Genomic DNA, 22,307 nt, shown 5'->3' with positions numbered 1-22,307 from the left:
CTCCGGGTCGGCGAGTCCGTTCATACACGCACAAACCGGTGCGGCGGGTTTAAACTTGACTTTCGTCGGTACCGACGGGGCGGTACGGCGTCTCGCAGGGCGGGCCGTCCGCGAACCGGTAGCTTCCGCCGTCGTCGTCGAGGCGGATCAGTGAGGACGACCGGGTGCCGTAGCCGTTCTCGTGGATGCAGACGCCGTACTCGTGGTCCGCGAGGACCGCCGCCGCCCGGTCGAGCCACGCGTCGGCCGCCTCGCCGGGTTCGGGCGTCAGCGCCGTCCGCACCGCGCGGGCGTTCTCCGCCTGTTCGGTCGCGCGCTCGACGCGCTCGGTCGGCCCGTCGGGCGTCCCGAAGGCGTCGACGAGGGCGCCGCCGCCGCCGAGCGCCGCACCGCTGTTGACGACGACGTGGACGCCCGGATCCAGTTGGTGGGTCCGGAGGCGGCCGTCCCACTCGAAGAGGTAGGCGGCCGTGCGGTCGGCGACGACGAGGTTGAACCCGTCGTAGTCGTGGGCGTCGACCGATCGCTCGACGAGTCGCGCCGCGGACCGCGCGTCGGGCTCCCGGAGGGCGTCCGCGACGAGCAGCCCCCGGGAGCGCTCAGCCGCCGGGTCGGCCAGCCAGCGGTTCGTGATGCCGACGAACACGCCGGCGTCGTTGTAGCCGATCCACGTGCCGCCGGCCTCGGCGTCCCGCGGCGCGACGACCGCCGGATCGGCCTCGGTTCGCGACGGTGGTTCCGAGGGCCGGTCCCGCCGCTCGTCGCGGTTAGCGGCGACGAGGACGGGGGCGTCGGGGAACACCTGCCAGGCGAGGGTGAGCGTGCACACGGGTCGGTGTAGGCGGGCCGGCCCCTTAAGGGGTCATTCCCGCCACGCGTCGGGCGTTCCCGCTGCGTCAGCCGTCGCCACCGCGGTGCGGACGGCGGCGACGTTCTCCGCGACGTCGTGGACGCGGACGACGTCGGCGCCGCGGTCGACCGCGAGCGCCGTCGCGGCCACCGTGGCCGGCAGACGCTCGCCCGCCGCCCGCCCCACGTGGCCGAACATGGACTTGTGGGAGTGACCGAGGAGGATCGGACAGCCGAGCGCACGGAACTCGTCGAGGCGGTCGAGGAGTTCGAAGTTCTGGACCGCCGACTTCCCGAAGCCGAGACCGGGATCGACGATCACCTTCTCGCGGTCGAGGCCGGCGCGCTCGGCCAGCGCCACCCGTTCGGCGAGTTCGTCGATCACGTCCCCCACCACGTCGTCGTACGGGACGGCCCTGTCGGGGACGACCGGCGCGTCGATGCTGTGCATCACGACGACCGGCACGTCGTACTCGGCGGCCAGGAAGCGCATCTCGGGGTCGGCCAGCCCCGTCACGTCGTTGAGGACGTCCGCTCCGGCCTCCAGGGCCGCCCGCCCCACCGCGGCCTTGCGGGTGTCGATGGAGACCAGCGCGTCCAGGTCGTCGAGCGCCTCGATCACCGGGCGCACCCGCTCGATCTCCTCGTCGACGGGGACCGGATCGGCGCCCGGGCGAGTGCTCTCGCCGCCCACGTCGATCACGTCCGCGCCCGCCGCGACCATCGCCTCGGCACGCTCGACGGCGGCCGTGGGGTCGAAGTACTCGCCGCCGTCGTGGAAGCTGTCGGGCGTCACGTTGAGGATGCCCATCACGGACGGGCGCTCCTCCCAGGGGTAGCCGTGTTCGGGGGCGCCGTCGCCGAGGCCGATCCGGTCGCGCAGGCGGTCGGCGAGGCCGGCCAGTCGTCCGTCCCCGGCGAGTCCGTCGACGACCCCCCGGAGTTCGGCGCGCGTCCCGGCGATCACCGTCTCCCGGAGTTCGCGACCCGTGCGGTACTCGGAGGTGACGGCCGTCGCGCCCGCGCGGCCGGCCGCGAGCTCGACCGCCCTCGCCTCCCGGCGGTCGAGACGGATCGTCACGACGCGGTGGACGCCCTCCTCGGTCACGTCGGCGTTCGCGTCCGCGTTCGACCGGTCGAACAGGGCCGCCGCGTCGTCGACGGTGTCGACCCGGTGGGAGACCGCGAGCCGCGACCAGATCCGTCTGGCCTCGGCGACGGCGAACAGCGATCCGACGACGAGGACGCAGTCGTCGGGATCGGCGGCCGCCCGGGCGCGGTCGAGGCCGGCCGCGACCGTCGGGGCGGTCGACACGTCGCTCCCGCTCGCCGCCTCGAAGGCCGCCGCGAGGACGGCGGGGTCCGCGGCGCGTTCGTGGTCGGGCGCACAGGCCTGGACGGACGCGGCCTCGGGGAGGGCGGCCACCATCTCCCGGTGGTCCTTGTCGTGCATCGCGCCGAAGACGAGGTGGAGGTCGGCGTAGTCGCAGTCGTCGAGGGTGTCGGCCACGGCCCGACAGGCCCCGGGGTTGTGCGCGCCGTCGAGGACGGTCAGCGGGTCGCGCTCCATCACCTCGAACCGGCCGGGCCAGTGGGCGCCCCGGAGCCCCGTCGCGACGGCCGCGTCGGTGACTCGGTCGCCGCCGGCCTGCCGGGCGAGCACGGCCGCGACGCCCGCGTTCCGCGCCTGGTACGACCCGGGCATCGGGACCCGCGTCTCGACGCGCCAGTCGGCGCCCGCGATATCCACCCTCGCCTCCGTGTGGTTGACGAGGCCGCCGTAGCGGACGGTCACGTCGGGGGACTCGTCGGCGACCCCGACGGTCAGGGCGTCGGGCGCGTGACGGCACACGGCGTCCCGGGCCTCGCCCGTCGCGCCCGTCACCAGCGGCGCGTCCGCGGGGGCGACGGTCACCTTCTCGGCCGCGATGTCGTCGAGCGTGTCGCCCAGAATGTCGGTGTGTTCGAGGCTCACCGCCGTCACCGCGGCGGCGACGGGGTCGACGACGCTCGTCGCGTCGAGTCGGCCGCCCATCCCCACCTCCAGCACCGCCACGTCGACGTCCGAGCGCCCGAAGTACCAGAGGCTCATCGCCGTCAGCGTCTCGAAGGAGGTGAGCGGGTCGCCCTCGACCGCCCGCTCGACGAGGAACGGGCGCACGCGCTCGACGAACTCGACGACGGCGGATTCGGGGATCTTTCGCCCGCCGACGCGGATCCGCTCGCGCACGTCGTCGAAGTGCGGCGAGGTGTACAGGCCGACGCGGTAGCCCGCCTCGCGGAGGATCGATTCGGTCATCCGGGCCGTGCTTCCCTTCCCGTTCGAGCCGGCGATCTGGACGAACTCGACGCCCTCGTGGGGGTCGTCGAGGTGTGCCAGCAGGGAACGGATCGACTCCGTCCCCGGATCGAGGGCGAACCGGCGGAGGTCGGAGAGAAAGTCCGCCGCAGCGTGATAATCCATGTCTCACGGTTCGGTGGGGCGAGGGTTTTAGTCCCACGGTCGTGGCCGGCGTCGACCGGTGGGGTGGCCGACCCTCCCGGAGGGGCACGGCGGCCGACTACTCGACGTACCCCCGCTCGCGCGCCCGTTCGAGCGCCGACTCGTCGACGAACACGACGATTTCGTCGCTCCAGAGCCGGAAGTCGTGGCGGTGGCGGGTGTACCCCGAGAGCTGTCGTCCCACCCGGTCGGCGTCCCAGCTCGCGGCGACGATCACCGGTGGGGGGTTCGCCCCGAGCGTCCTGTCGTCGGGGGGCGTGCTCGTGACGTCGGCGTCGTAGCGTTCGAGATACCAGGGCAGCGGGAGGCGGGTGTGCCAGGACGGCCCGCCGGCCCGTGGCTGGCGGAGCGAACTCTCGTTTCGCACGTAGAACCGCACGTCGCTCGGGTCGCCCGGCGTGTGCGTCCCGACGAACAGCACGTCGGTGCCGTCGTTGACGCGCGCGACGCCGCGGACCAGTTCCAGCGTGTCCTTGAGGTCGTTCTCGGGCTGGGCCCACTGGATGATCTCCCCGGCCTCGTCGTCGTCGGCGCTGTTGGCGTACGTGGCGTTGGCCGCGACGGCGCCGACCGCGGCTCCACAGAGCAGGAGCGCCGCGAGCGCCGCCGGGGCCGTCCACGCGGCGAGGCGGTCGCCGGTCGCGTCGTCGCGTGTCCGCTCGACCGCCGCCCGGACCCGTCGGGCGAGGGCGGCGATGCCCACCGCCGCGGGGACGGCCAGCGGGATCACGGCGTGGACCGCCGCCCAGGGCGCTCGGATGTCCGTCCCGATCGGGTAGCCGATCACGCTGACCGCGCCCCAGTAGGTCGCGAAGGCGACGAGCCCCCGCGAGCCGGTGACGTCGGTGTCGACCGCACCGTAGCCGTCGGCGACGACCCCGACGACGGCGAAGACGAGGACGAACGGCGCGCCGTAGAGGAGGGTTTCGAGGTAGTCGTAGAGGAAGGGCAGGTAGTCGTGGTTCTGGTGACTGCCGGCCACCCAGAGGTCGAAGAAGGCCTCCCACGAGCCGAGGGTGGCCTCTCCGACGACTGCGGGGAGTCGACTCGGGGCGGCGACTGCCTCCCAGAGTTCGGGACGGGGCGCGTAGAAGAAGGCGACGACGGCGAGGAAGACGACGAGCGCGCCGGCGGTGTGGGCGAGCGTCAGTCCGATCCCGCGCCGAACCGACCCGCCCCAGGACGAGAGGCGGTAGGTGAGGGCCGTCCACCACTCCGAGCGGACGAGGTCGACCACCGACCGGTCGGAGCGGGCGGTCCGAAAGAGGCGGTGGTCGACGAGCAGGGCGCCGGCGCCCAGAAAGCAAAGCAGGTAGACGACGGCGTTCTCCTTGGTGGTGAAGGCGAGGCCGAAGGCGGCTGCCGCCGGGTAGACGAGGCGGGCGTCGCCCCGGTCGAGCGCCCGGACGAACAGGGCGAGCGCGGCGAGGGCGAACGCACCGACGAGGACGTCGTTGCGCATGAACCGCGAGTAGTAGACGAGCAGCGGGTTGACCGCGAAGACGACGGCGAGGGCGACCACCTCGGCGTCGCGCAGGTGGTCACGCAGGAGCCACGCGGTCAGGGGGAGGAGGCCGCCGACGAGGGCGACGATCAGGCGGGCGCTGAAGTCCGTCGCGTCGAGGCCGGGGACGGAGAACACCCAGTCGTTGACGATAAAGAGGAAGGGACCGTGGACGATGGGGCGGTAGGCGTACTGGCCCGTCTCGTGATAGCGGAGGATCCAGTAGCCGACGCGGCCCTCGTCCCAGTGGAAGATCCGGACACCGAGGGTGACGAGCCTGACGGCGAGGGCGAGGGCGGTGATGGCGAGCACCGCCTGGAGGGCGCGGCGGCGGCGGCCGTCGGTACGCATCGCTAACCCCTGTCGTCTCGGCGGTAACAACCCTTTTGGTTTCGCGGACGCGCCGGCCGGGGCGGCGAGGGCAAGGCCTTTGCGACGGCACACCGACGCGACTCACATGGTCACACTGGGGCTGGTGGTGGCGCAGTTCAACGCGTCGGTCACCGAGTCGATGGCGGAGGAAGCGCGGGACGCGGCCGCGGCGGCCGGCGCCGAGGTGGGCGCGGAACTGACCGTGCCGGGGACGTACGACGCGCCCCTCGCGGCCGACCGGCTCGCGCGGCGCGACGACGTCGACGCGGTGGCGGTCGTCGGCGCCATCGTCACCGGCGATACGGACCACGACCGGGTGATCGGCGACGCGACGGCGCAGGCGCTGACGCGCGTGAGCCTCGACCGCGACACGCCCGTCACGTTCGGCGTGAGCGGGCCGGGAATGAGCGGAGCCGAGGCCCGAGAGCGCGTCGAGAAGGGAGCGGAAGCGGTAAACGCGGCCGTCGAGTTGGTACGCACGCTACCATGACATTCGACTTCGCGTCGCGCGTCGAGCGCGTCGAACCGAGCGCGACACTCGCGATCAGCAACCTCGCGAACGAACTCGAGGCCGACGGGATCGACGTGGTCGACCTCTCGGTCGGCGAACCCGACTTCGACACGCCGGACAACATCAAGCGGGCCGCCAAGGCGTCGCTCGACGTCGGCGACACGGGCTACACCTCCTCGAACGGCATCGCGGAACTCCGGGAGGCCATCGCGGAGAAACTCCGCGCCGACGGCATCGACTGTGCGGCCGGCAACGTGGTCGTCACGCCGGGCGGCAAGCAGGCGCTCTACGAGATCTTCCACACCCTGATCGACGCGGGCGACGAAGTGGTCCTCCTCGACCCCGCGTGGGTCTCCTACGAGGCGCAGGCGAAGATGGCCGGCGCCGACCTCTCGCGGGTCGACCTCTCGCCGTACGGCTTCCAGCTCGAACCCGCGCTCGACGACCTCGCGGAGACGGTGTCCGACGACACCGAACTCCTCGTCGTCAACTCGCCGTCGAACCCGACGGGCGCCGTCTACTCCGACGCCGCGCTGGAGGGCGTCCGCGACCTGGCGGTCGAACACGACCTGACCGTCGTCTCCGACGAGATGTACGACGAGATCACGTACGGCGTCGAGCAGACCAGCCTCGGCTCCCTGGACGGGATGGCCGACCGAACCATCACGGTCAACGGCTTCTCGAAGGCCTACGCGATGACGGGCTGGCGGCTCGGCTACTTCTGTGCGCCCGAGGAGTTCGTCTCACAGGCGGGGAAGATCCAGTCTCACTCGGTGTCGTGTGCGGTCAACTTCGTCCAGAACGCGGGGATCGAGGCGCTGCGCAACACCGACGAGGCGGTGGGCGAGATGCGCGAGGCCTTCCGCGAGCGCCGGGACATGCTCGCCGACCTCTTCGCGGACCACGGCGTCGACGTCCCCGTCGGCGACGGCGCCTTCTACATGATGCTCCCCGTCGACGCGGACGATCAGGCCTGGTGCGAGGGCGCCATCGAGGACGCCCACGTCGCCACGGTTCCGGGCAGCGCCTTCGGCACGCCCGGCTACGCCCGCCTCTCCTACGCCGCGAGCCAGGAGCGACTGCAGGAGGGCGTCGAGCGACTGGCCGAGGGCGGCTACCTGTAGTCAGTCGTCGCCCGGATCGGCGCTCGGGGCGCCGGCTCGGCGGGGGTCGTCGGTCGGGGCGCTCGTCTCGCGGACGTGGACGAAGAGGGCGAGGAGGGCGACGAGATAGAGGAGGGTAAAGGGCAGCGCGAACGTCGTGGAGAAGGATTCGAGGACGCGCGTCCCGCCGCCGACGAACGTCGTCATCACGCCCACGCCGACCATGAGCAGCCCCCACGCGGCCCGGTTTCGCGCGTTGGGCTCCCGGTCGCCGAGGTTGATGGCGGCGAGCATGTACACCGCCGAGTCCAGCGACGTGACGATGTAGCCGACCAGCGCGACGACGGCGAGGGCGGCGACCGCGTCGGTGTAGGGCACCGTCCGGAGCGCCGCGCCCAGCGCGGCCGCGTTGCCGCCGTCCCGGAGCGCCGCCTCGACGGTCGCCCTGTGCCCGGGAGCGAGCGCCAGGCCGCCGAGGACGCTGTGCTGGAAGACGAGGAGGGAGACGGGGGCGACACAGAGACCGACGAACATCTGGCGGACGGTTCGGCCCTTGGAGACCCGGGCGACGAAGCTACCGACGAAGATGCCCCACGCCGCCCACCACGCCCACCAGAAGCTCGTCCACTGCTGTGGGAAGCTCCCCGAGGTCACGGGAGCGGTGTACAGCATCAACCGGGGGAGGTTGCCGAGCCACACGCCCATCGCGTCCAGGCCGAGTTCGGTGATGAACAGCGTCGGACCGACGACCAGGAGTGCGACGGTCAACAGCAGGTTCGCGGCGACGGCGACGAGCGCCGCGTTGCGGATCCCGCGCCGGAGCCCGGCCCACACGTCGGCGACGAAGATGGCGGCGACGACGGCGAAGAGGCCGAGCGTGACCGCCCGGGACTCGACGCCGTATATCACGCCGGCGACCGCCGAGAGCTGGCGGCCGATGAAGCCAAGCGAGGTGGCGAGGCCGCCGACGATGGCGACCAGCGACACGAAGTCGACGAGCCAGTACACCGCTCCGTAGCGCGAGCGGTCGAGTAGCGGCGTCAAGACGTCGCTCACCTTCCAGGACTCCTCGCGCCAGACGATCAGGCCGAACGCCACGGCGAAGGGGAGGTACCACGCGACGAGTCCCGGGAGGATGTCGTGCATGAACATGAACGCGAGCGCTAGCGATTCGGTCGGGGCGCCGGCCACGGGGGCGGGCGACGGCGGGTCCGAGGCGATCAGGACGGGTTCGGCGACGCCCCAGAACAGCACCGAAATCGAGTAGCCGACGGTGAACACCATCGAGAGCCAACCGAGGAGTCCGAACTCGGGGTCGGCGTCCGGGCCGCCGATGCGCCGGCGACCGTATCGCGAGAGACAGAAGCCGGTGACGCCGACGCTCAGCAGGAAACTGAGCAGGATGAACCACCAGCCGAAGCGTTCCAGCACGAACGAGAAACTCGCGTCGAGCGTCCGTCCGACCGCGTCCGGATACCGGATGCCGGCGACGGAGAGCGCCACGGCGAACGCCGCCGTCGTCACGAACAGCACCCGTTCCGGCGTCGATGCGTCTTCGAGGCCGAACCACGCGTCGCGTCGGGCCATGTGAGCGGAGTTACCGCGACACGCCCCCATAACCTAATAATCCTTTCCAATTCGCTCTTTCGAAAATTATTTTTCTTCGATATCGAGTGTCGAAACGACTATACTGCTCTCAGTCGGAACGGGAGACAGTCGGTTCATGTTCGACCTGATCGCATACACGAACTGCAGTCACTCGCCGACGGTCGAGGACGCGTGGCGAGCGCCGGACCACGGTCAGTCACGCGGGTACACGGACCTCGACTTCTGGACGGACCTCGCCTCTCGGCTGGAACGCGGCGGGTTCGACGCCCTGTTTTTCGCTGACGCGTACAACGTCGCCGACCAGTACCGGGGGCGGATCGATCCGACGATTCGGCGGGGCGAACAGGTGCCGGAGAACGACCCGATCCCGTTGCTGTCGGCGCTCGCGGCGGCGACGGACTCCCTCGGCCTCGTCGTGACGGCCTCGACGTCGTTCTACCCGCCGTATCTGCTGGCGAAGAAGTTCTCGACCGTCGACGCCCTCTCCGACGGCCGCCTCGGGTGGAACGTCGTGACCTCGTCGGGGTCGCTGGAGTTCGAGAACGTGGTCGGGGAGTACGTCCCGCACGACGAGCGCTACGACCGGGCCGCCGAACACGTGACGGTCTGCCGGCGGCTCTGGGAAGACAGTTGGGCCGACGGCGCGGTTCGCGAAGACGCCGACGCGGACGTGTACGCCGACCCGTCGGGGGTTTCGTTCGTGGATTTCGAGGGTGAGTACTTCGAGGTGCCCGGTCCGCACATGTGTGCGCCGACGCCGCAGCGAACGCCGGTGCTCTTTCAGGCCGGCCAGTCCGACCGGGGGCGGGAGTTCGGAGTGCGACACGCCGAGGCGCTGTTCTCCTTTCACCTCTCTCTGGCGGGGTTCGAGCGCTACGTCGACGACGTCGCGGAGCGCGCCTCGGCCGTCGGCCGGACGGCACCGTACAACCTCTACCCGGCCGTCACGCCGTACGTGGCGCCGACCGAGGCGGAGGCCCGGGCGCTCCACGACCGGGTACTCGACGCCATCGAACCGGAGACGGGGCTGGTTCGGCTCTCGAACCACCTGAACCACGACTACGGGCAGTACGACCTCGACGCGCCGCTCCGCGACGTCGACGTCGAGGGGATCCGGGGCGTGTTGTCGGCCTTCCTCGACGACGACCGGGAGTGGACCGTCCGCGACGCGGCCGTCCGGTACGCCCGCTATCCGACCGCGGAACTCGTCGGGACGCCGGCGTCCGTGGCCGACGAACTCGAACGGTGGGGGGCGGCGGGCGCCGACGGGTTCGTCGTCATGGCCCCGTTCGTGCCGCGGACGTTCGACGACGTGGCGACCTACCTGGTGCCGGAACTCCGGGATCGCGGCCTCCTCGCCGAGCCGGACGACGAGGACGGCACGCTCAGGGACCGCCTGCTCGGCGCCGACGGCTCGGAAACGCTCCCCGAACGCTGACCGCCGGTCGGGCGAGGGGTCAAGTAGCGGGACGACCCACACCTACCCGATGCGTGTCCGGGACCTCCCCCTGTCGTCGTCGGTGATCGAGCACTTCGAGTCACGGGGGATCGACGACCTCTACCCGCCACAGGCCGCGGCGGTCGAGGCGGGCGTGACGGAGGGCGAACGCCTCGTCGCCGCCGTGCCGACCGCCAGCGGCAAGACGTTCGTCGCCTCGCTCGCGATGCTGACCGCGGACGGTCCCGGCCTCTACATCGTCCCGCTCCGGGCGCTCGCCCGCGAGAAGTACGAGACGTTCTCCGAACTGCCGGACGTGAGCGTCGGTATCTCCACCGGCGACGTCGACCAGTCCGCCGAGGACCTCGGCGAGCACGACGTCGTCGTCGCGACGAGCGAGAAGGTGGACTCGGCCATCCGCAACGGCGCCGACTGGATCGCCGACCTCGCCTGCGTCGTCGTCGACGAGGTACACCTCGTCGGGACGGCGGGGCGCGGACCCACCCTGGAGGTGACGCTCGCGACGCTCCAGCGACGCGCGCCGGGCGTCCAGGTGGTCGCGCTCTCGGCGACGGTGGCCAACCCCGACGAGATAGCCGACTGGCTGGACGCCCGCCTCGTCCAGTCGACGTGGCGGCCGGTCGACCTCCGAACCGGGGTCTACGCCGAGGGGTCGGTCACGTTCGACGCCGGAGCGTCCGCGGGGGCGCCGGCCGACGACGGTGACGACGCGAGTCTCGACGTGCCGGTGGACGGCGACCCCGCGGATGCCACCGACGCGACGGACGCCCTCGTCTCGGGGGCCGTCGACGACGGCGGGCAGGCCCTCGCGTTCGTCCGGTCGCGGCGCGAGGCCGAGGCGCTCGCGGAACGCCTCGCCGAGTCGGGGCTGGGCGACTCGCCAGACGTGGCCGCGGAGGTTCGCGGCCTCGACGGCACCGAGACGGGCCGCCGCCTCGCCGACTGCGTCGAGGACGGCGTCGCCTTCCACCACGCGGGGTTGCGGAGCGCCCACCGGGTCGCCGTCGAGCGCGCCTTCCGCGAGCGGGACCTGCGGGTCATCTGCGCGACGCCGACGCTCGCGGCCGGCGTCAACGTCCCCGCCCGGCGGGTGGTGATCCGCGACCAGCAGCGGTACACCGGCTCCGGGATGGAGTGGCTGCCGACGCTGGAGGTCCACCAGATGTGCGGGCGGGCGGGTCGACCGGGGCTCGACCCCTACGGCGAGGCGGTGCTGGTCGGCGACGCGACGACCCGCGAGGAACTGTGGGAGCGCTACGTCGAGGCGGATCCGGAGCACGTCGAGTCACGGCTCGCGGATCCGAACGCGCTCCGGACGCACGTCCTCTCGGTCGTCGCCTCGGCGTTCGCCGCCTCCCGGGAGGGCATCCTCGACGTGCTGGACGCGACCTTCTACGCCCACGGGACGCCGACGCGGGAGCTGGGCGGCGTCGTCGACACGGCCGTCGCGGACCTGGTGGAGATGGGGATGATCGCCGACGGCCCGGAGCTGTCGGCGACCGAACTCGGCGACCGGGTGTCGAAGCAGTACGTCACTCCGGAGACGGGCGCTCGCATCGTCGCGGGCCTGCAAACGGCGGCCGGGATGGACGGGCCGACGGCGCTGACGGCGCTCGAAATCGTCTGTGACACGCCGGACATGCAGGACACCTACCTCGGCAACCGCGAGCGGGCGGACATGTACGACTTCGCGCGCCGGCACGCCGACGAGTTCACGACGGGGATGAACGAGGCCGAGGACTTCGAGGGGTGGCTCACGGCCGTGAAGACGGCGCGGGTGCTGTACGAGTGGACGGAAGGAGCGAGCGTCGAGGACCTGGTCGAGCGGTTCCGCATCGGCCCCGGCGACCTGGAGTCACGGATCGAGCGGGCGGCGTGGCTGCTCGGCGCGGCCGACGCCGTCGCGGGCGCCGTCGACGCCGACGCCGACCTCCCCTTTAGCGACCTGCGGGCGCGGCTCTAGGGGCTCAAGAGGCGTCGCTCCCGCCGACCGCCCCGAGGATCCGCCGGCGGTACCGGTAGAGCAGTCCCCCGGCGACCGCGAAGGGCGTGAGGAAGACCAGCAGGTACGGCGCGGCGTAGGCTCCGGCGACGACCAGCGCCCGGAGGACGACGCCCACGCCCTCGACGGATTCGAGGAAGGCGGCGACGACGGGCGTGTCGTACCACTGATCCGGAACCGGCCGGTCGGGGCGGGGCTCGGACATCTCGACCGTGATGGTCGAGTAGGCGACCCGCCGCTGCAGGCTCTGCAACTGGGCCTCGGTGCGCTCGATCTCGGTCTGCACCTCCGAGAGTCGCTCCTCGACCGCGAGGACGGCCTCGGTGTCGTTGGCCCGCTGGTAGAGCGTCCGCAGTCGCTCGCGTTCGGCCCGCAGGTTCTCCAGGCGCGCCTGCAGGTCGACCACCTGGTCGGTCACGTCCTGGGTCGACGTCTGGGATTCGAGTACCCGGCCCTCCGCCTCGACGGCGGTCATCGTCGCGGAGAAGTTCTCCGCGGGCACCCGGAGAACGACCCGGCCGGTCGTCCACGAGGCGTCGTCGCGGTCGTTGACTCGCCTCGACGACTCGCTGACGTAGCCACCGCGAGCCTCGACGAGAGCCGTCAGGTTCGACCGACTGGTCTCGAAGTCGTCGACGCGCAACCGGACCTGTCCCGTGCGGATGATCGACCGCCCCGTCGCCGCGGCGGCGCTCCCGCCGTCGCCACCGTTCCCGCCGCCATCGGCGGCGCGGGCCTCCTCGGGTGCCGCCCCCGTCTCGGCGAGCGAGGCCCCGTCACCGCCGCCGCCGGCGCTGACCTCCGCGCCGCCGGCCGCGCCGTTACACCCCGCGAGGACGACCAGCGTCACCAGCAACACGGTGAGGACTCGTCTTCGTCGTACCATGGACGGCCCTTCTCCGCCTCGCCCCTAAACCCCTCTCAAAACACAAACGCCCGTTTGACATTCGGTCCGCCGACCCACGGGAACGGTCGACACAGTAGCGCTCACGAGGAGAACTGATACTATATACGACATTTTTATCGTGACACAACGAGGTGCATGGGACATGAGAGAGGATTCGCACCGCAGTTCCGGGCGTCGGGCACCACCGAGGACGGGCGACCGCGTACCGACGGCGGACGGTGGGCGGGCGGCGACTCGGGCGGCCGGTGACCGCCGATGACGGATCGGATCGAGGCGGCACGGGCGGCCGTCGCCGAGGAGCGGTCGTGCGTCCGCGCCGAGCACGACGCGTTCGAGGCGTTCGAGCGGCGCGTGGCCGACTTCTCGGCGGTCGCCGCCTCGACGTCGCCGCCGCTGCTGACGGACCCGCAGCCCACTGGCCGGTCGCTCGAACGCGTCCGGTCGGCGTACGAGGAGACGGTGATGAGCGTCCCCCACTACCAGGCGGAGTACGGCGACACGGTCGCCGAGAGCCTGGCCGTGGAGTTCGGCGAGGACCTGGCGGCGGCCCTCGTCGGCGGGACGGCGCTGACCCCCGAGTTCCGCGAGGCGGTTCGGGCGGCGGCCGACGCCGCCCGTCAGGAGCGCGAGGAGTTCCTCGGCGTGCTGGATCGCGAGGACGCCTCGCTCGCCCGGGCGGCGACGGATCTGGCCGAGGTTCGTGCCGACCTCGACGCCCTCGACGACCGGCCGCTCTCGGACCGCACGTTCGACGACCTGCGCTCCCTGTGGGAGGCGGTCGGGGACGTCGAGGCTCGCATCGAGGGGGTCGCCATGCGCCGACAGGAGACGATCCGCGGTCACCGGGGGGACCTCCCGGGCGTCCCCACCGATCTGGCCGAGTACCTCTACGCCGACCTGCCGGTGCGGTATCCGGTGCTCTCGTCCGTCGCGGACCTCGGGACGGCGGTCGACCGGGCGGGGCGCCGGATCGAACGTCGCCTCGCCTCGACGCCCTGACCGGGCGACGCGGACGGGAAACGTTGAGGTGGCCGCCAGCCCCAGTGGGGGTATGCGACCCGAAGACCTGCGTGCGGAGATCCCTGCCCTCGAACGCGGCGTCTACTTCAACACCGGCGCGTCCGGGCCGTCCCCCCGGCGCGTCGTCTCCGCGGCGAGCGACGTCCTCGAACACCACGAGTACGTCGCCCCCGTCGAGGAGGGGGCGTACCCCGCGGCCTACGAGACGTTCGAGGAGACCCGCGAGGTGGTCGCCGACTTCCTCGGCGCCGCCCCCGACGAGATCGCCCTGACCGACAGCACGGCCGACGGCATCGCCCGCGTCGCCGCGGCCCTCGACTGGGAACCGGGCGACGTCGTCGTCCGGACCGACCTCGAACACTCCGCTGGCGTCGTGCCGTGGTGGAACCTCCGCGACCGGGGCGTCGAGGTGCGCGTCCTCGACACCGAGGCCGGACGGATCGACCTCGACGCCCTCGCGGATGCCGTGGCCGACGCACGCCTGCTCTGTCTGAACTCGATCACCTGGAACTACGGGACGCGACTGCCGATCGCCGACGTCGTCGAGATCTCCCACGACCACGACACCCTCGTGCTGGTCGACGCCGTCCAGTCCCCGGGTCAGACCCCCGTCGACGTACGGGAGTGGGGGGCCGACTTCGTCGCCGCCGCGGGGCACAAGTGGCTGCTCGGCCCCTGGGGCGCGGGCTTCCTGTACGTCGACCGGTCGGTCGCCGACGGCCTCACTCCCGGGGTGGCGGGCTACCGGAGCGTCGCCGACCCCGGCGCCGACGACCTGGAACTGAAGGCCGGGGCGCCACGCCTGGAGGTGGGCACCACGTCGCCGGCGCCGTATCGCGGGCTGATCGCGGCCATCGAGACGGTGGAGGCCGTGGGCTACGACACGATCACCGGGCGCATCGAGCGCCTGACCGACCGTCTGAAGGAGGGGCTGGGCGACCGTCTGCTCGGTCCCCGCGAGTACGAGTCGGGACTGGTCACCTTCGACGCGGCGGACCCCGAGGGACTGGTCGAGCGACTCGCCGAGGAGGGCGTCCACGTCCGGTCGCTCCCCTACCCCGACGCGGTCCGGGCGTCGGTCCACGTCTTCAACACCGCGGGTGACGTCGACGCCCTCCTCGACGCGCTGTGACCCCACGGTCGACCGCCCCCGAACGGCCGGCCCGACCACGACGATATTTACCGCGGGGGCCGGAACCGGGTAGTATGGTCCGCCGCCACGGGGTGTGCCGATGAATCGACTCCACCCGCGGGTTCGCGTCGTCTGGGCCGGACAGGCCGCCGTCACGGCCGCCGTCGTCGGCGCGCTCGTCCTGGCCGTCGATCTGCTGGCCGTCGACCTGCCGCTCTGGCTGCCGCCGGCCGCCTTCGTCGTCGTCCTCGCGCTGGGCGTCGGCCTCGCGCTGGCCCGGTATCGCGTCTGGCGCTACGAGGTCCGGGACGACGCCCTCTATCTCGAACGCGGCGTGTTCACACGCGTCCGGACGGTCGTCCCGTTCGTCCGCCTCCAGCACGTCGACTCCTCGCGCGGCCCGGTCGAACGCCTCGTCGGCCTCGCCAGCACCGTCGTCTACACCGCCGGATCGCGGGGCGCGGACGTGACGATACCGGGGCTGACCCCCGCCGGTGCCGACGACCTGCGCGAACGACTGAAGCGCCTCGCCATCCGGGCCGAGGGCGAAGACGCGGTATGAAACTCGCCCCCCTCTCGGTGCCGTACCGCGTCGTCGAACGCGGCGGCTCCATCGTCTTCGCCGCCGTCTTCCTGTTCTCGGGGGCGTCGGCCGCGTTCGGCCCCGTGGGCGGCCTCGTCGGCGTCGCCCTGGTCGGCCTGGCGCTGCTCGGCCTGATCGGCTACGAGGTCGCCTACTACCGGCGGTTCGAGTACGAACTCGGCGGCGACACGCTCGACATCCGGTCGGGGGTGATCTCCCGGCGGAACCGCGAGATCCCCCTCCGTCGGGTGCAGAACGTCGACATCAGCCGGAACGTCGTCCAGCGGGTCCTCGGCATCGCGGTCGTCGGCTTCGAGACGGCCGGGGGGAGCGAGACGGAGGCGTCGCTCCGGTTCGTCGAGTTCGAGGAGGCAAAGCGCCTCCAGCGGGAGATCGGTCGGCTGAAACGCGGCGTCGAGGCGGAGGGGTCGGAGGGGTCGCCCCCCGAGGAGACGGAACTGTTCGCGCTCGCGCCGGGGGAACTCGCCCTGGTCGGCGCGCTCTCCTTCGACGCCCGCATCCCGGGCCTGCTGTTCGTCCTCCTCTCCGGGAGCGTCCCGGCCGTGACGTCGGTGCTCCCCGGCGGATCGGGGCTCCTGCTCGCGGCCGGCGTCGTCGGCCTCGGGGTCGCCCTGCTGCTCGTTGCTTGGGCGGCCGGCGCCGCCGCGGCCGTCCTCAACTACTACGGCTTCCGGCTCGCCAGGGTCGAGGACGAACTGCAGTACGAACGGGGGTTGTTGCGCCGGTACGACGGGTCGATCCCCCTCGACAAGGTGCAGACGCTGACGGTCGCGGACGACCCGCTGAAGCGGTACTTCGGGTACGCGTCCCTCAGCATCGAGACGGCGGGCTACGCCCCCGGGTCCGGATCGGGCGAGAGCGGCTCGGAGGCGGCCGTCCCCCTCGCGACCCGCGACCGGGTGTTCGACCTCGCGAACCGCATCGAATCGTTCGGCACGCCGGCGTTCCAGCGCCCGCCCAAGAAGGTGCGGGGCCGCTACGCCGTCCGATACCTCCTCGGCGTCGGCGCGCTCGTGGGACTGCTCTACGCCGTGACCCGTCTGACGCCCCACGCGCTGCCCTGGTACGGACCCGTTCCGCTGGCGCTGCTCGCGCCGGTCGCCGCCCACCTCAAGTGGACCCATCGGGGTTACTGGCTCGGCGAGAACCACTTCGTCACCCGGAACGGCGTCCTCCGCCGGCGGATCAAGGTCGTGCCGTACTACCGGATCCAGACGGTGATCGACACGCGAACCGTGTTCCAGCGGCGGTGGGGCGTGGCGACCGTCACCGCCGACACCGCGGGGTCGCTCTCGCTGATCGGCCACGACGCCGCGGCGGTGGACGTCGACGAGGCGACGGCCGAGAAGCTACGCACCACGCTCGACGCCCGCCTCCGGGAGTCGCTCGCGGCCCGACGCGGGTGGATCGGGGAGGGTGACGAGACGGCCGACGGCGAGACGGGTGACGGCGAGACGGTCGACGGCGAGACGGCCGACGGTGAGACGGTCGACGGCGAGACGGCCGACGGCGAGACGGCCGACGGTGAGACGGTCGACGGCGAGACGGCCGACGAAGCGGACGCCGACCCTCGTGACGACGTTACGGGAGCCGACGCCGGCGACGCCGCGGCCGAGGGCGGGGCCGGGGAGGGCTCCTGACGTCCCCGTCACTCCGTGTTCGGGACGGCGACGGCGCCGACGAGGAAGAACAGCGCCGCCAGGACGGCGAGGACGGCGAGCGACCCCGTGGGGTCGCCGCCCCCCGCCGCGGTTCGCACCCCGCGGGAGAAGTACGTCAGCGGCGAGAACGCCGTCACTGGCCGGAACCACGCCGGCAGCATCGACGGCGGGACGAACGTCTCCGAGAGCATCCAGACGGGGAGCGCGACGGAGTTGCTGGCGGCGATGACGCCGTCCTGCGAGGAGGCGATCCGGCCGAGGATCGACCCCAGCCCACAGAAGAGGGCGACGCCGAGGACCACCAGGGGTACGAGCGAGAGGAGCGCCGGGCCCACGACCACCGCCGCCCCCGTGACGACGAGGACGAGGGCGAACAGGAGGAGCGCCGCGAGGCCGATGAGGACGACGTTGACGAGGGTGTGCGCGAGGAGCCACTCCCAGCGACGGAGCGGCGTCGTCGCCAGTTTCTCGAAGCGGTTGCCGTCGCGGTGGCGGGCGATGGTGCTGCCGACCCGCGACAGCGGCGTGAACACGACGACGACGCCGAGGTAGCCGGGGAGGTAGTACGCGGGGTCCCGGGCGAACAGGCCGCCGCCAGTCGGCCGGGTCCCCACCAGCGCTCCGAAGATCAGGATGAGGAGAACCGGGAAGAAGAAGGTGAAGAAGACGGCCGTCCGTCGGCGGAGGAACGCCCGGAAGGCGGCGACGAAGGTGGCGCCGATCCGCCGGCTGCGACTCATCGCGCACCCTCCTCGTCGGCCGGGACCGACGCCGCGGCCGACGAGTCGAGCGGCTCGCCGGTCAATCGGAGGTAGACCTCCTCCAGATCCGGTTCGGACCAGGTGAACGAGCCGATGTCGACGCCCTCGGCCTCCAGCGTCGCGACGACGTCACCGACGTCGGCCAGCGCGACGTCCCGGACGACGAGACGGTCGTCTCGCTCGGTCACCTCGGCGTCGAGGGCCGCCGAGAGCGCCGCGGGGTCGGCGCCCGGCCCCGCGTCGACGAGCAGGTGGCTGTCGCCGCCGTGGGTCGCGATCAGTTCCTCGGGCGCCCCGACGGCGACGAGGCGCCCCTCCCGGAGCAGTCCCACGCGGTCGGCGAGGCGCTCGACCTCCGCCATCGAGTGGCTGGTGAGCAACACGGTCGTGCCGCCGGCCGCCAGGTCGTCGATCAACGCCCACAGCGACCGCCGGCCCGTGGGATCGATGCCCGTCGTCGGCTCGTCGAGGAAGAGCACGTCGGGGTCGTTCACCAGCGCCGTGCCGACGCAGGCCCGGCGCCGCTGGCCGCCCGAGAGGTGCTCGTACCAGGTGTCGGCGTCGTCCGCCAGCCCCACGTCGTCGAGGACGGCCTCGACGGCCCGCGCCTCGTCGTAGAGGCCGGCGTAGTAGGCGATCAGTTCGCGGGCGGTGAGCCGGTCCGCGGGGTGAAACGACTGCGGGAGGAGTCCGACGCGGGCGTCGTCGACGTCCGCCGGCGGGACGCCCAACACCCGGACCGTCCCCTCACACCGGGTCGTTCCGGTGAGCGCGCGCACGAGCGTGGTCTTGCCCGCGCCGTTGGGGCCGACCAGCCCGAACACCTCGCCCGTCGGAACCGACAGCGAGACGCCGTCCAGCGCGACGGCGTCGCCGTATCGCTTGCGCACGTCGTCGGCGACGAGTGCCTCTGCCTCGGCCATGCCCGAGGCTCGCGGGGGTGGCGAGGTAAGGATTCCCCTTCCGGCCTAGGTCCGCTCCCGGACCGCCGCCACCAGGTCGTCGACGTCGTAGTCGCCGTCCTCGTCCTTGTCGTAGATGGTCTCGCCGTCGACGCTGACCCGGAAGACGCCCCTCTCGCCGGTCACGAGCGCCACGGCGTCGAGGTCTTCGCCGAGCGTCGTGAGCAGGGCGTGCTGGACGGTTTCGGCGCGGTCGAGGAAGCCACAGGGCACGCAGTACTCGATCTCCACGTTCGTCATGATCGATAGTTGTGGAACGGCGTAGTTAAAACCCGGCTCCCGGTCGAACTCCCGCGCGGACGCACCGCGGCCGGGTGGCCGCCGGCGCGGGCGCGGACCGACGTCGCTCGCCGACCGCGGCTCACTCGGGCCGTGGCCGGCTGAGGTTCCGCAAAACGCCGTCACACCCGGGGCAGGCCGTCAGCGACTCCGAGCTACACAGTCGCTTGCCACACACCTGACACTCGTACAGCTGTTCGTCCTGGTCACACGGGGCTGGGTCCGGCGACGTTGGCATACCTCCGATAGCTACTCCGTGAAGCGTGTTAACTCTTGTCGGCGGATCGATCGAGTGGACGAGCGTTGGGTTTCGACGACCGGTCGCCGACGCGGCCGTCGCGTCGGCGTCCCGAACGGTCGGGGACGCGTCATAGGCCCCGGCAAGTCTCACCCGGTGTGGTGTGGTTTTCACCGGGGGTCACCTCGATCGGGTGTGCACACTGACGGGCTCTCGCGACGCGGATTTCTCGGACGGGTGGGTGGCGCGACCGGACTCGCCGTCGGCGCTGCCGGATGCCTCGGCGGCGGGGGTAGCGGCGGGTCGACCCCCGACTCGCTCACCCTCGGCACCCTCAACGTCTTCCCGATGATGCAGTATTTCGTCATCGACCAGCAGGGCTGGTACGACGACCTGGGGCCGACCATCGACGTGAAGACGTTCGGCGGCGGCCCGCCGCTGGTGCAGGCGTACGCCTCGGGAGACATCGACTTCGCGTACGTGGGGATCAGCCCCGGGGTGGTCGCCATCGCCAACGGCATCGCCTCGAAAGTCGTGGCGGCGAACGTCCTCGAACCGAACGTGATGGTCGGGGACGCGACGTTCCGGTCGTACTGGGAGGACCACGGCGCGGCGGCGTTCGAGCGGTTCCGCGAGGCGGAGGGCCGCAAGCCGCGGTTCGCGACGCTTCCCGCGGGGTCGACCCCCGACGTGTTCCTGCGGTACTGGATCACGGAGACGCTGGGGCTGGATCTGGACGTCGTCGAAATCGTCGGCCAGAGCCCGAGCGCCCTGCGGTCGACGCTCTCCTCGGGGAACGCCGACGCCGGCAGTGCCATCGAACCCATCCCGACGGCGCTCCAGGCGAACCCCGACAGCGACATGGAGCCGTTCAGATACGCCGGCGAGATCATGCCGGGACAGCCGGGGGCCGTCCTCCAGCCATCGCAGTCGCTGATCGACGACCACCCCGACCTGGTCCGGCGCCTGGTCGAGATTCACGTCCGCGCCACGGAGTTCATCCGGGAAAATCGGATGGCGGCCGCGGGAATGGCGAGCGACGTGATCGGATCGGACATCCTCCCGGCGGACGTGGCCGAGCGGGCGATCCGATCGCCGGCCTCGAACTTCATCTCGGACCCTCACCGGATCGTCGACAAGACGCTCGTCTACAACGACTTCCACCAGCAACTCGGCTCCGTCGACACCGACCTCGCCGCCGAGGACGTGTTCGATCACGGCTTCTACGACGAGGTGAGCGATGGCGGGTAGCACCGAGTCCGACGCCCTGGAGTATCCCACCGGCGGCGGGGTCCGGATCGAGAGCGGGCGCGCCCTCGCGCTCCGGATCGGCGCGCTCGCCGCCTTCGTCGCCCTGTGGTGGGGGACGGCGCTCGTGACGCCGCGGAACCTCCTGCCCCGCCCGCCCGCGGTGCTCTCGGTGCTCGTTTCCGACCTCCGCTCCGGGCAGTTGTTCGCCCTCGTCCTCCAGAGCCTGCGACACTACGTCCCGGGCCTGCTGATCGGGTCGGCGCTGGGCATGGCGACCGGGATTCTGGTCGGTTGGTCGGAGTTCGCCGACCGGACCGTCGGCACCGTCGCGGGCATCCTGCGCCCGGTGCCGCCGCTCGCGTGGATCCCCTTCGCGATCATCTGGTTCGGCCTCAACGACCGGGGAGCGGCCTTCATCATCGCCATCGTCGCGTTCTGGATCAACTACTACAACGCCGAGAGCGGGGTCGAGGACGTGGATCCCCGGCTGCTGGAGGTGGGGAAGTCGCTCGGCACGGACACCGACCTGGGGCTCGTCAGGCGGGTCGTCCTGCCCTCGGCGACGCCGGAACTGTTCACCGGGTTCCGCACCGCCGCCGGCCAGGCGTGGATGGTGATGGTCGCGGCCGAACTGCTGGGCGTGCCCGGCATCGGCAAACACCTGTGGGACGCCGCGAACTTCCTCCAGATGCAGGTCGTCATCGCCTACATGCTGGTGATCGGCGTCCTCTTCCTCTGTTCGGATCGGGCGATCAAACTCGTCGAGGCACGGACGCTCACGTGGCGATGAGTACCGACGACCGACACATCGTCGTCGACGGCGTCTCGAAGACCTACAGCGGGGAGAGCGGACCCGTTCGGGCGCTCGAGGGCGTGACCTTCGGCGTCGAGCGGGGGGAGTTCGTCTCCGTCGTCGGCCCGTCGGGGTCGGGCAAGTCGACGGTCTTCCGCATCGTCGCCGGCCTGGAGGACGCCACCGAGGGCGAGGTTCGCGTCGACGGGCGCCCGGTCGACGGTCCCGGCCCCGACCGCGGCATGGTGTTTCAGGACGACGCGCTGTTCCCCTGGCGGACGGTGGCGAAGAACGTCGCGTACGGGCTGGAGGAGGTCGGTCCGCCCGAGGGAGTCACCGTCGAGGAACGGATCGAGGACTGTCTCGACTTGGTCGGCCTGACCGACAAGGCCGAGGCGTATCCGAAGGAACTCTCGGGCGGCCAGCGACAGCGGGTGGGCATCGCCCGCGCCCTCGCGGTCGATCCGCCGATCCTGCTCATGGACGAACCGTTCGGCAGCGTCGACGCCCGGACGAAGGCGTCGCTCCACCGCGAACTGCTCGACATCTGGACCCAGACCCGGAAGACCATCTGCTTCGTCACCCACGACATCGAGGAGGCGGTCTACCTCTCGGATCGGATCGTCGTCTTCTCGGGCGCCCCCGGGACCGTCCGCGACGTGGTCACGGTCGACCTCCCCCGGCCCCGCGACCGAACCGGCGACGACTTCACCGAGGTCAAGCGGGCGGTGCTGGCGTACTTCGAGGACGAGGACGGCTGAGCGCCGCCCCGTTTTTTACTCCTGGAC

At 71.7% G+C, this 22,307-nt stretch carries 20 protein-coding genes; 11 read left to right on the top strand and 9 right to left on the bottom strand.

All coding sequences use genetic code 11. The features are described from left to right. Positions 1–49: 49 nt before the first annotated feature. The 3 genes from NBT67_RS03895 to NBT67_RS03885 form a co-directional block, all read right to left on the bottom strand. Entirely contained in the window at positions 50–829 is a 780-nt protein-coding gene (locus NBT67_RS03895) for an NRDE family protein (RefSeq protein ID WP_251343499.1), read from the bottom strand. Between the two features lie 33 nt (positions 830–862). After that, positions 863–3,313, bottom strand: a complete 2,451-nt coding sequence (gene folP, locus NBT67_RS03890) for a dihydropteroate synthase (protein ID WP_251343498.1) — start codon at positions 3,311–3,313, stop codon at positions 863–865. A gap of 97 nt (positions 3,314–3,410) precedes the next feature. Further along, positions 3,411–5,207 (bottom strand): flippase activity-associated protein Agl23, encoded by a 1,797-nt coding sequence (locus tag NBT67_RS03885; protein WP_251343497.1) that lies wholly within the window; start codon positions 5,205–5,207, stop codon positions 3,411–3,413. A 106-nt stretch (positions 5,208–5,313) separates the two neighbouring features. Between NBT67_RS03885 and ribH the strand changes: the two genes are divergently transcribed. Next, the gene (gene ribH, locus NBT67_RS03880; protein WP_251343496.1) at positions 5,314–5,718 is read left to right on the top strand and encodes a 6,7-dimethyl-8-ribityllumazine synthase; all 405 of its coding nucleotides are present in this window, start codon (positions 5,314–5,316) and stop codon (positions 5,716–5,718) included. After that, positions 5,715–6,863, top strand: coding sequence for a pyridoxal phosphate-dependent aminotransferase (locus NBT67_RS03875; RefSeq protein WP_251343495.1), 1,149 nt, complete (start codon positions 5,715–5,717; stop codon positions 6,861–6,863). The genes ribH and NBT67_RS03875 overlap by 4 nt, the downstream gene beginning before the upstream one ends. On the opposite strand, the gene NBT67_RS03870 is transcribed toward NBT67_RS03875, so the two are convergent. Next, entirely contained in the window at positions 6,864–8,429 is a 1,566-nt protein-coding gene (locus tag NBT67_RS03870; RefSeq protein WP_251343494.1) for a BCCT family transporter, read from the bottom strand. 136 nt (positions 8,430–8,565) lie between these two features. On the opposite strand from NBT67_RS03870, the gene NBT67_RS03865 reads away from it, so the two are divergent. Together NBT67_RS03865 and NBT67_RS03860 are read left to right on the top strand one after the other, a co-directional pair. Next, entirely contained in the window at positions 8,566–9,888 is a 1,323-nt protein-coding gene (locus NBT67_RS03865; RefSeq protein ID WP_251343493.1) for an NtaA/DmoA family FMN-dependent monooxygenase, read from the top strand. 49 nt (positions 9,889–9,937) lie between these two features. Continuing rightward, complete coding sequence (locus NBT67_RS03860) at positions 9,938–11,872, top strand: DEAD/DEAH box helicase (RefSeq protein WP_251343492.1); 1,935 nt, start codon at positions 9,938–9,940, stop codon at positions 11,870–11,872. Between the two features lie 4 nt (positions 11,873–11,876). On the opposite strand, the gene NBT67_RS03855 is transcribed toward NBT67_RS03860, so the two are convergent. Continuing rightward, on the bottom strand, positions 11,877–12,797 hold the full coding sequence (locus tag NBT67_RS03855; protein WP_251343491.1) for a DUF4349 domain-containing protein: 921 nt from the start codon (positions 12,795–12,797) through the stop codon (positions 11,877–11,879). 276 nt (positions 12,798–13,073) lie between these two features. On the opposite strand from NBT67_RS03855, the gene NBT67_RS03850 reads away from it, so the two are divergent. The 4 genes from NBT67_RS03850 to NBT67_RS03835 all read left to right on the top strand — a co-directional run bounded on the left by NBT67_RS03850 (position 13,074) and on the right by NBT67_RS03835 (position 17,214). Next, positions 13,074–13,817 (top strand): DUF7260 family protein, encoded by a 744-nt coding sequence (locus NBT67_RS03850; protein ID WP_251343490.1) that lies wholly within the window; start codon positions 13,074–13,076, stop codon positions 13,815–13,817. A gap of 52 nt (positions 13,818–13,869) precedes the next feature. Then, a complete protein-coding gene (locus NBT67_RS03845) occupies positions 13,870–14,970 on the top strand; it encodes an aminotransferase class V-fold PLP-dependent enzyme (RefSeq protein WP_251343489.1) in 1,101 nt (366 codons plus the stop codon). Positions 14,971–15,070: 100 nt separating this feature from the next. Next, positions 15,071–15,532: a PH domain-containing protein gene (locus tag NBT67_RS03840; RefSeq protein ID WP_251343488.1), complete on the top strand. Its 462-nt coding sequence runs from the start codon at positions 15,071–15,073 to the stop codon at positions 15,530–15,532. Beyond that, the gene (locus NBT67_RS03835) at positions 15,529–17,214 is read left to right on the top strand and encodes a PH domain-containing protein (RefSeq protein WP_251343487.1); all 1,686 of its coding nucleotides are present in this window, start codon (positions 15,529–15,531) and stop codon (positions 17,212–17,214) included. The genes NBT67_RS03840 and NBT67_RS03835 overlap by 4 nt, the downstream gene beginning before the upstream one ends. Positions 17,215–17,222: 8 nt before the next feature. Here the strand turns inward: NBT67_RS03835 and NBT67_RS03830 are convergent, their stop codons facing one another. The 4 genes from NBT67_RS03830 to NBT67_RS18160 all read right to left on the bottom strand — a co-directional run bounded on the left by NBT67_RS03830 (position 17,223) and on the right by NBT67_RS18160 (position 19,475). Next, positions 17,223–17,975 carry an ABC transporter permease gene (locus NBT67_RS03830; RefSeq protein ID WP_251343486.1) on the bottom strand — a complete coding sequence of 251 codons (753 nt, stop codon included), beginning with the start codon at positions 17,973–17,975 and terminating at the stop codon, positions 17,223–17,225. Next, on the bottom strand, positions 17,972–18,919 hold the full coding sequence (locus NBT67_RS03825) for an ABC transporter ATP-binding protein (RefSeq protein WP_251343485.1): 948 nt from the start codon (positions 18,917–18,919) through the stop codon (positions 17,972–17,974). The genes NBT67_RS03830 and NBT67_RS03825 overlap by 4 nt, the downstream gene beginning before the upstream one ends. 45 nt (positions 18,920–18,964) lie before the next feature. Continuing rightward, positions 18,965–19,198: an Rdx family protein gene (locus NBT67_RS03820; protein ID WP_251343484.1), complete on the bottom strand. Its 234-nt coding sequence runs from the start codon at positions 19,196–19,198 to the stop codon at positions 18,965–18,967. Positions 19,199–19,319: 121 nt separating this feature from the next. Continuing rightward, positions 19,320–19,475, bottom strand: coding sequence for a rubrerythrin-like domain-containing protein (locus NBT67_RS18160; protein WP_425498893.1), 156 nt, complete (start codon positions 19,473–19,475; stop codon positions 19,320–19,322). Between the two features lie 195 nt (positions 19,476–19,670). Here NBT67_RS18160 and NBT67_RS03815 point away from each other — a divergent pair, with 195 nt between their 5' ends. The 3 genes from NBT67_RS03815 to NBT67_RS03805 are packed head-to-tail and all read left to right on the top strand — an operon-like array spanning position 19,671 to position 22,280. Then, complete coding sequence (locus NBT67_RS03815) at positions 19,671–20,726, top strand: ABC transporter substrate-binding protein (RefSeq protein ID WP_251343483.1); 1,056 nt, start codon at positions 19,671–19,673, stop codon at positions 20,724–20,726. Further along, positions 20,716–21,516 (top strand): ABC transporter permease, encoded by an 801-nt coding sequence (locus NBT67_RS03810; RefSeq protein ID WP_251343482.1) that lies wholly within the window; start codon positions 20,716–20,718, stop codon positions 21,514–21,516. Before NBT67_RS03815 ends, NBT67_RS03810 begins: the two co-directional genes overlap by 11 nt. Beyond that, positions 21,513–22,280, top strand: a complete 768-nt coding sequence (locus NBT67_RS03805; protein WP_251343481.1) for an ABC transporter ATP-binding protein — start codon at positions 21,513–21,515, stop codon at positions 22,278–22,280. The genes NBT67_RS03810 and NBT67_RS03805 overlap by 4 nt, the downstream gene beginning before the upstream one ends. The last annotated feature ends 27 nt before the right edge of the window (positions 22,281–22,307 follow it).

Origin of the sequence: Haloplanus sp. GDY1 (assembly GCF_023703775.1) — an archaeon.
Lineage (GTDB): Archaea > Halobacteriota > Halobacteria > Halobacteriales > Haloferacaceae > Haloplanus > Haloplanus halophilus.
This window is presented reverse-complemented; position numbering and strand designations above follow the sequence as displayed.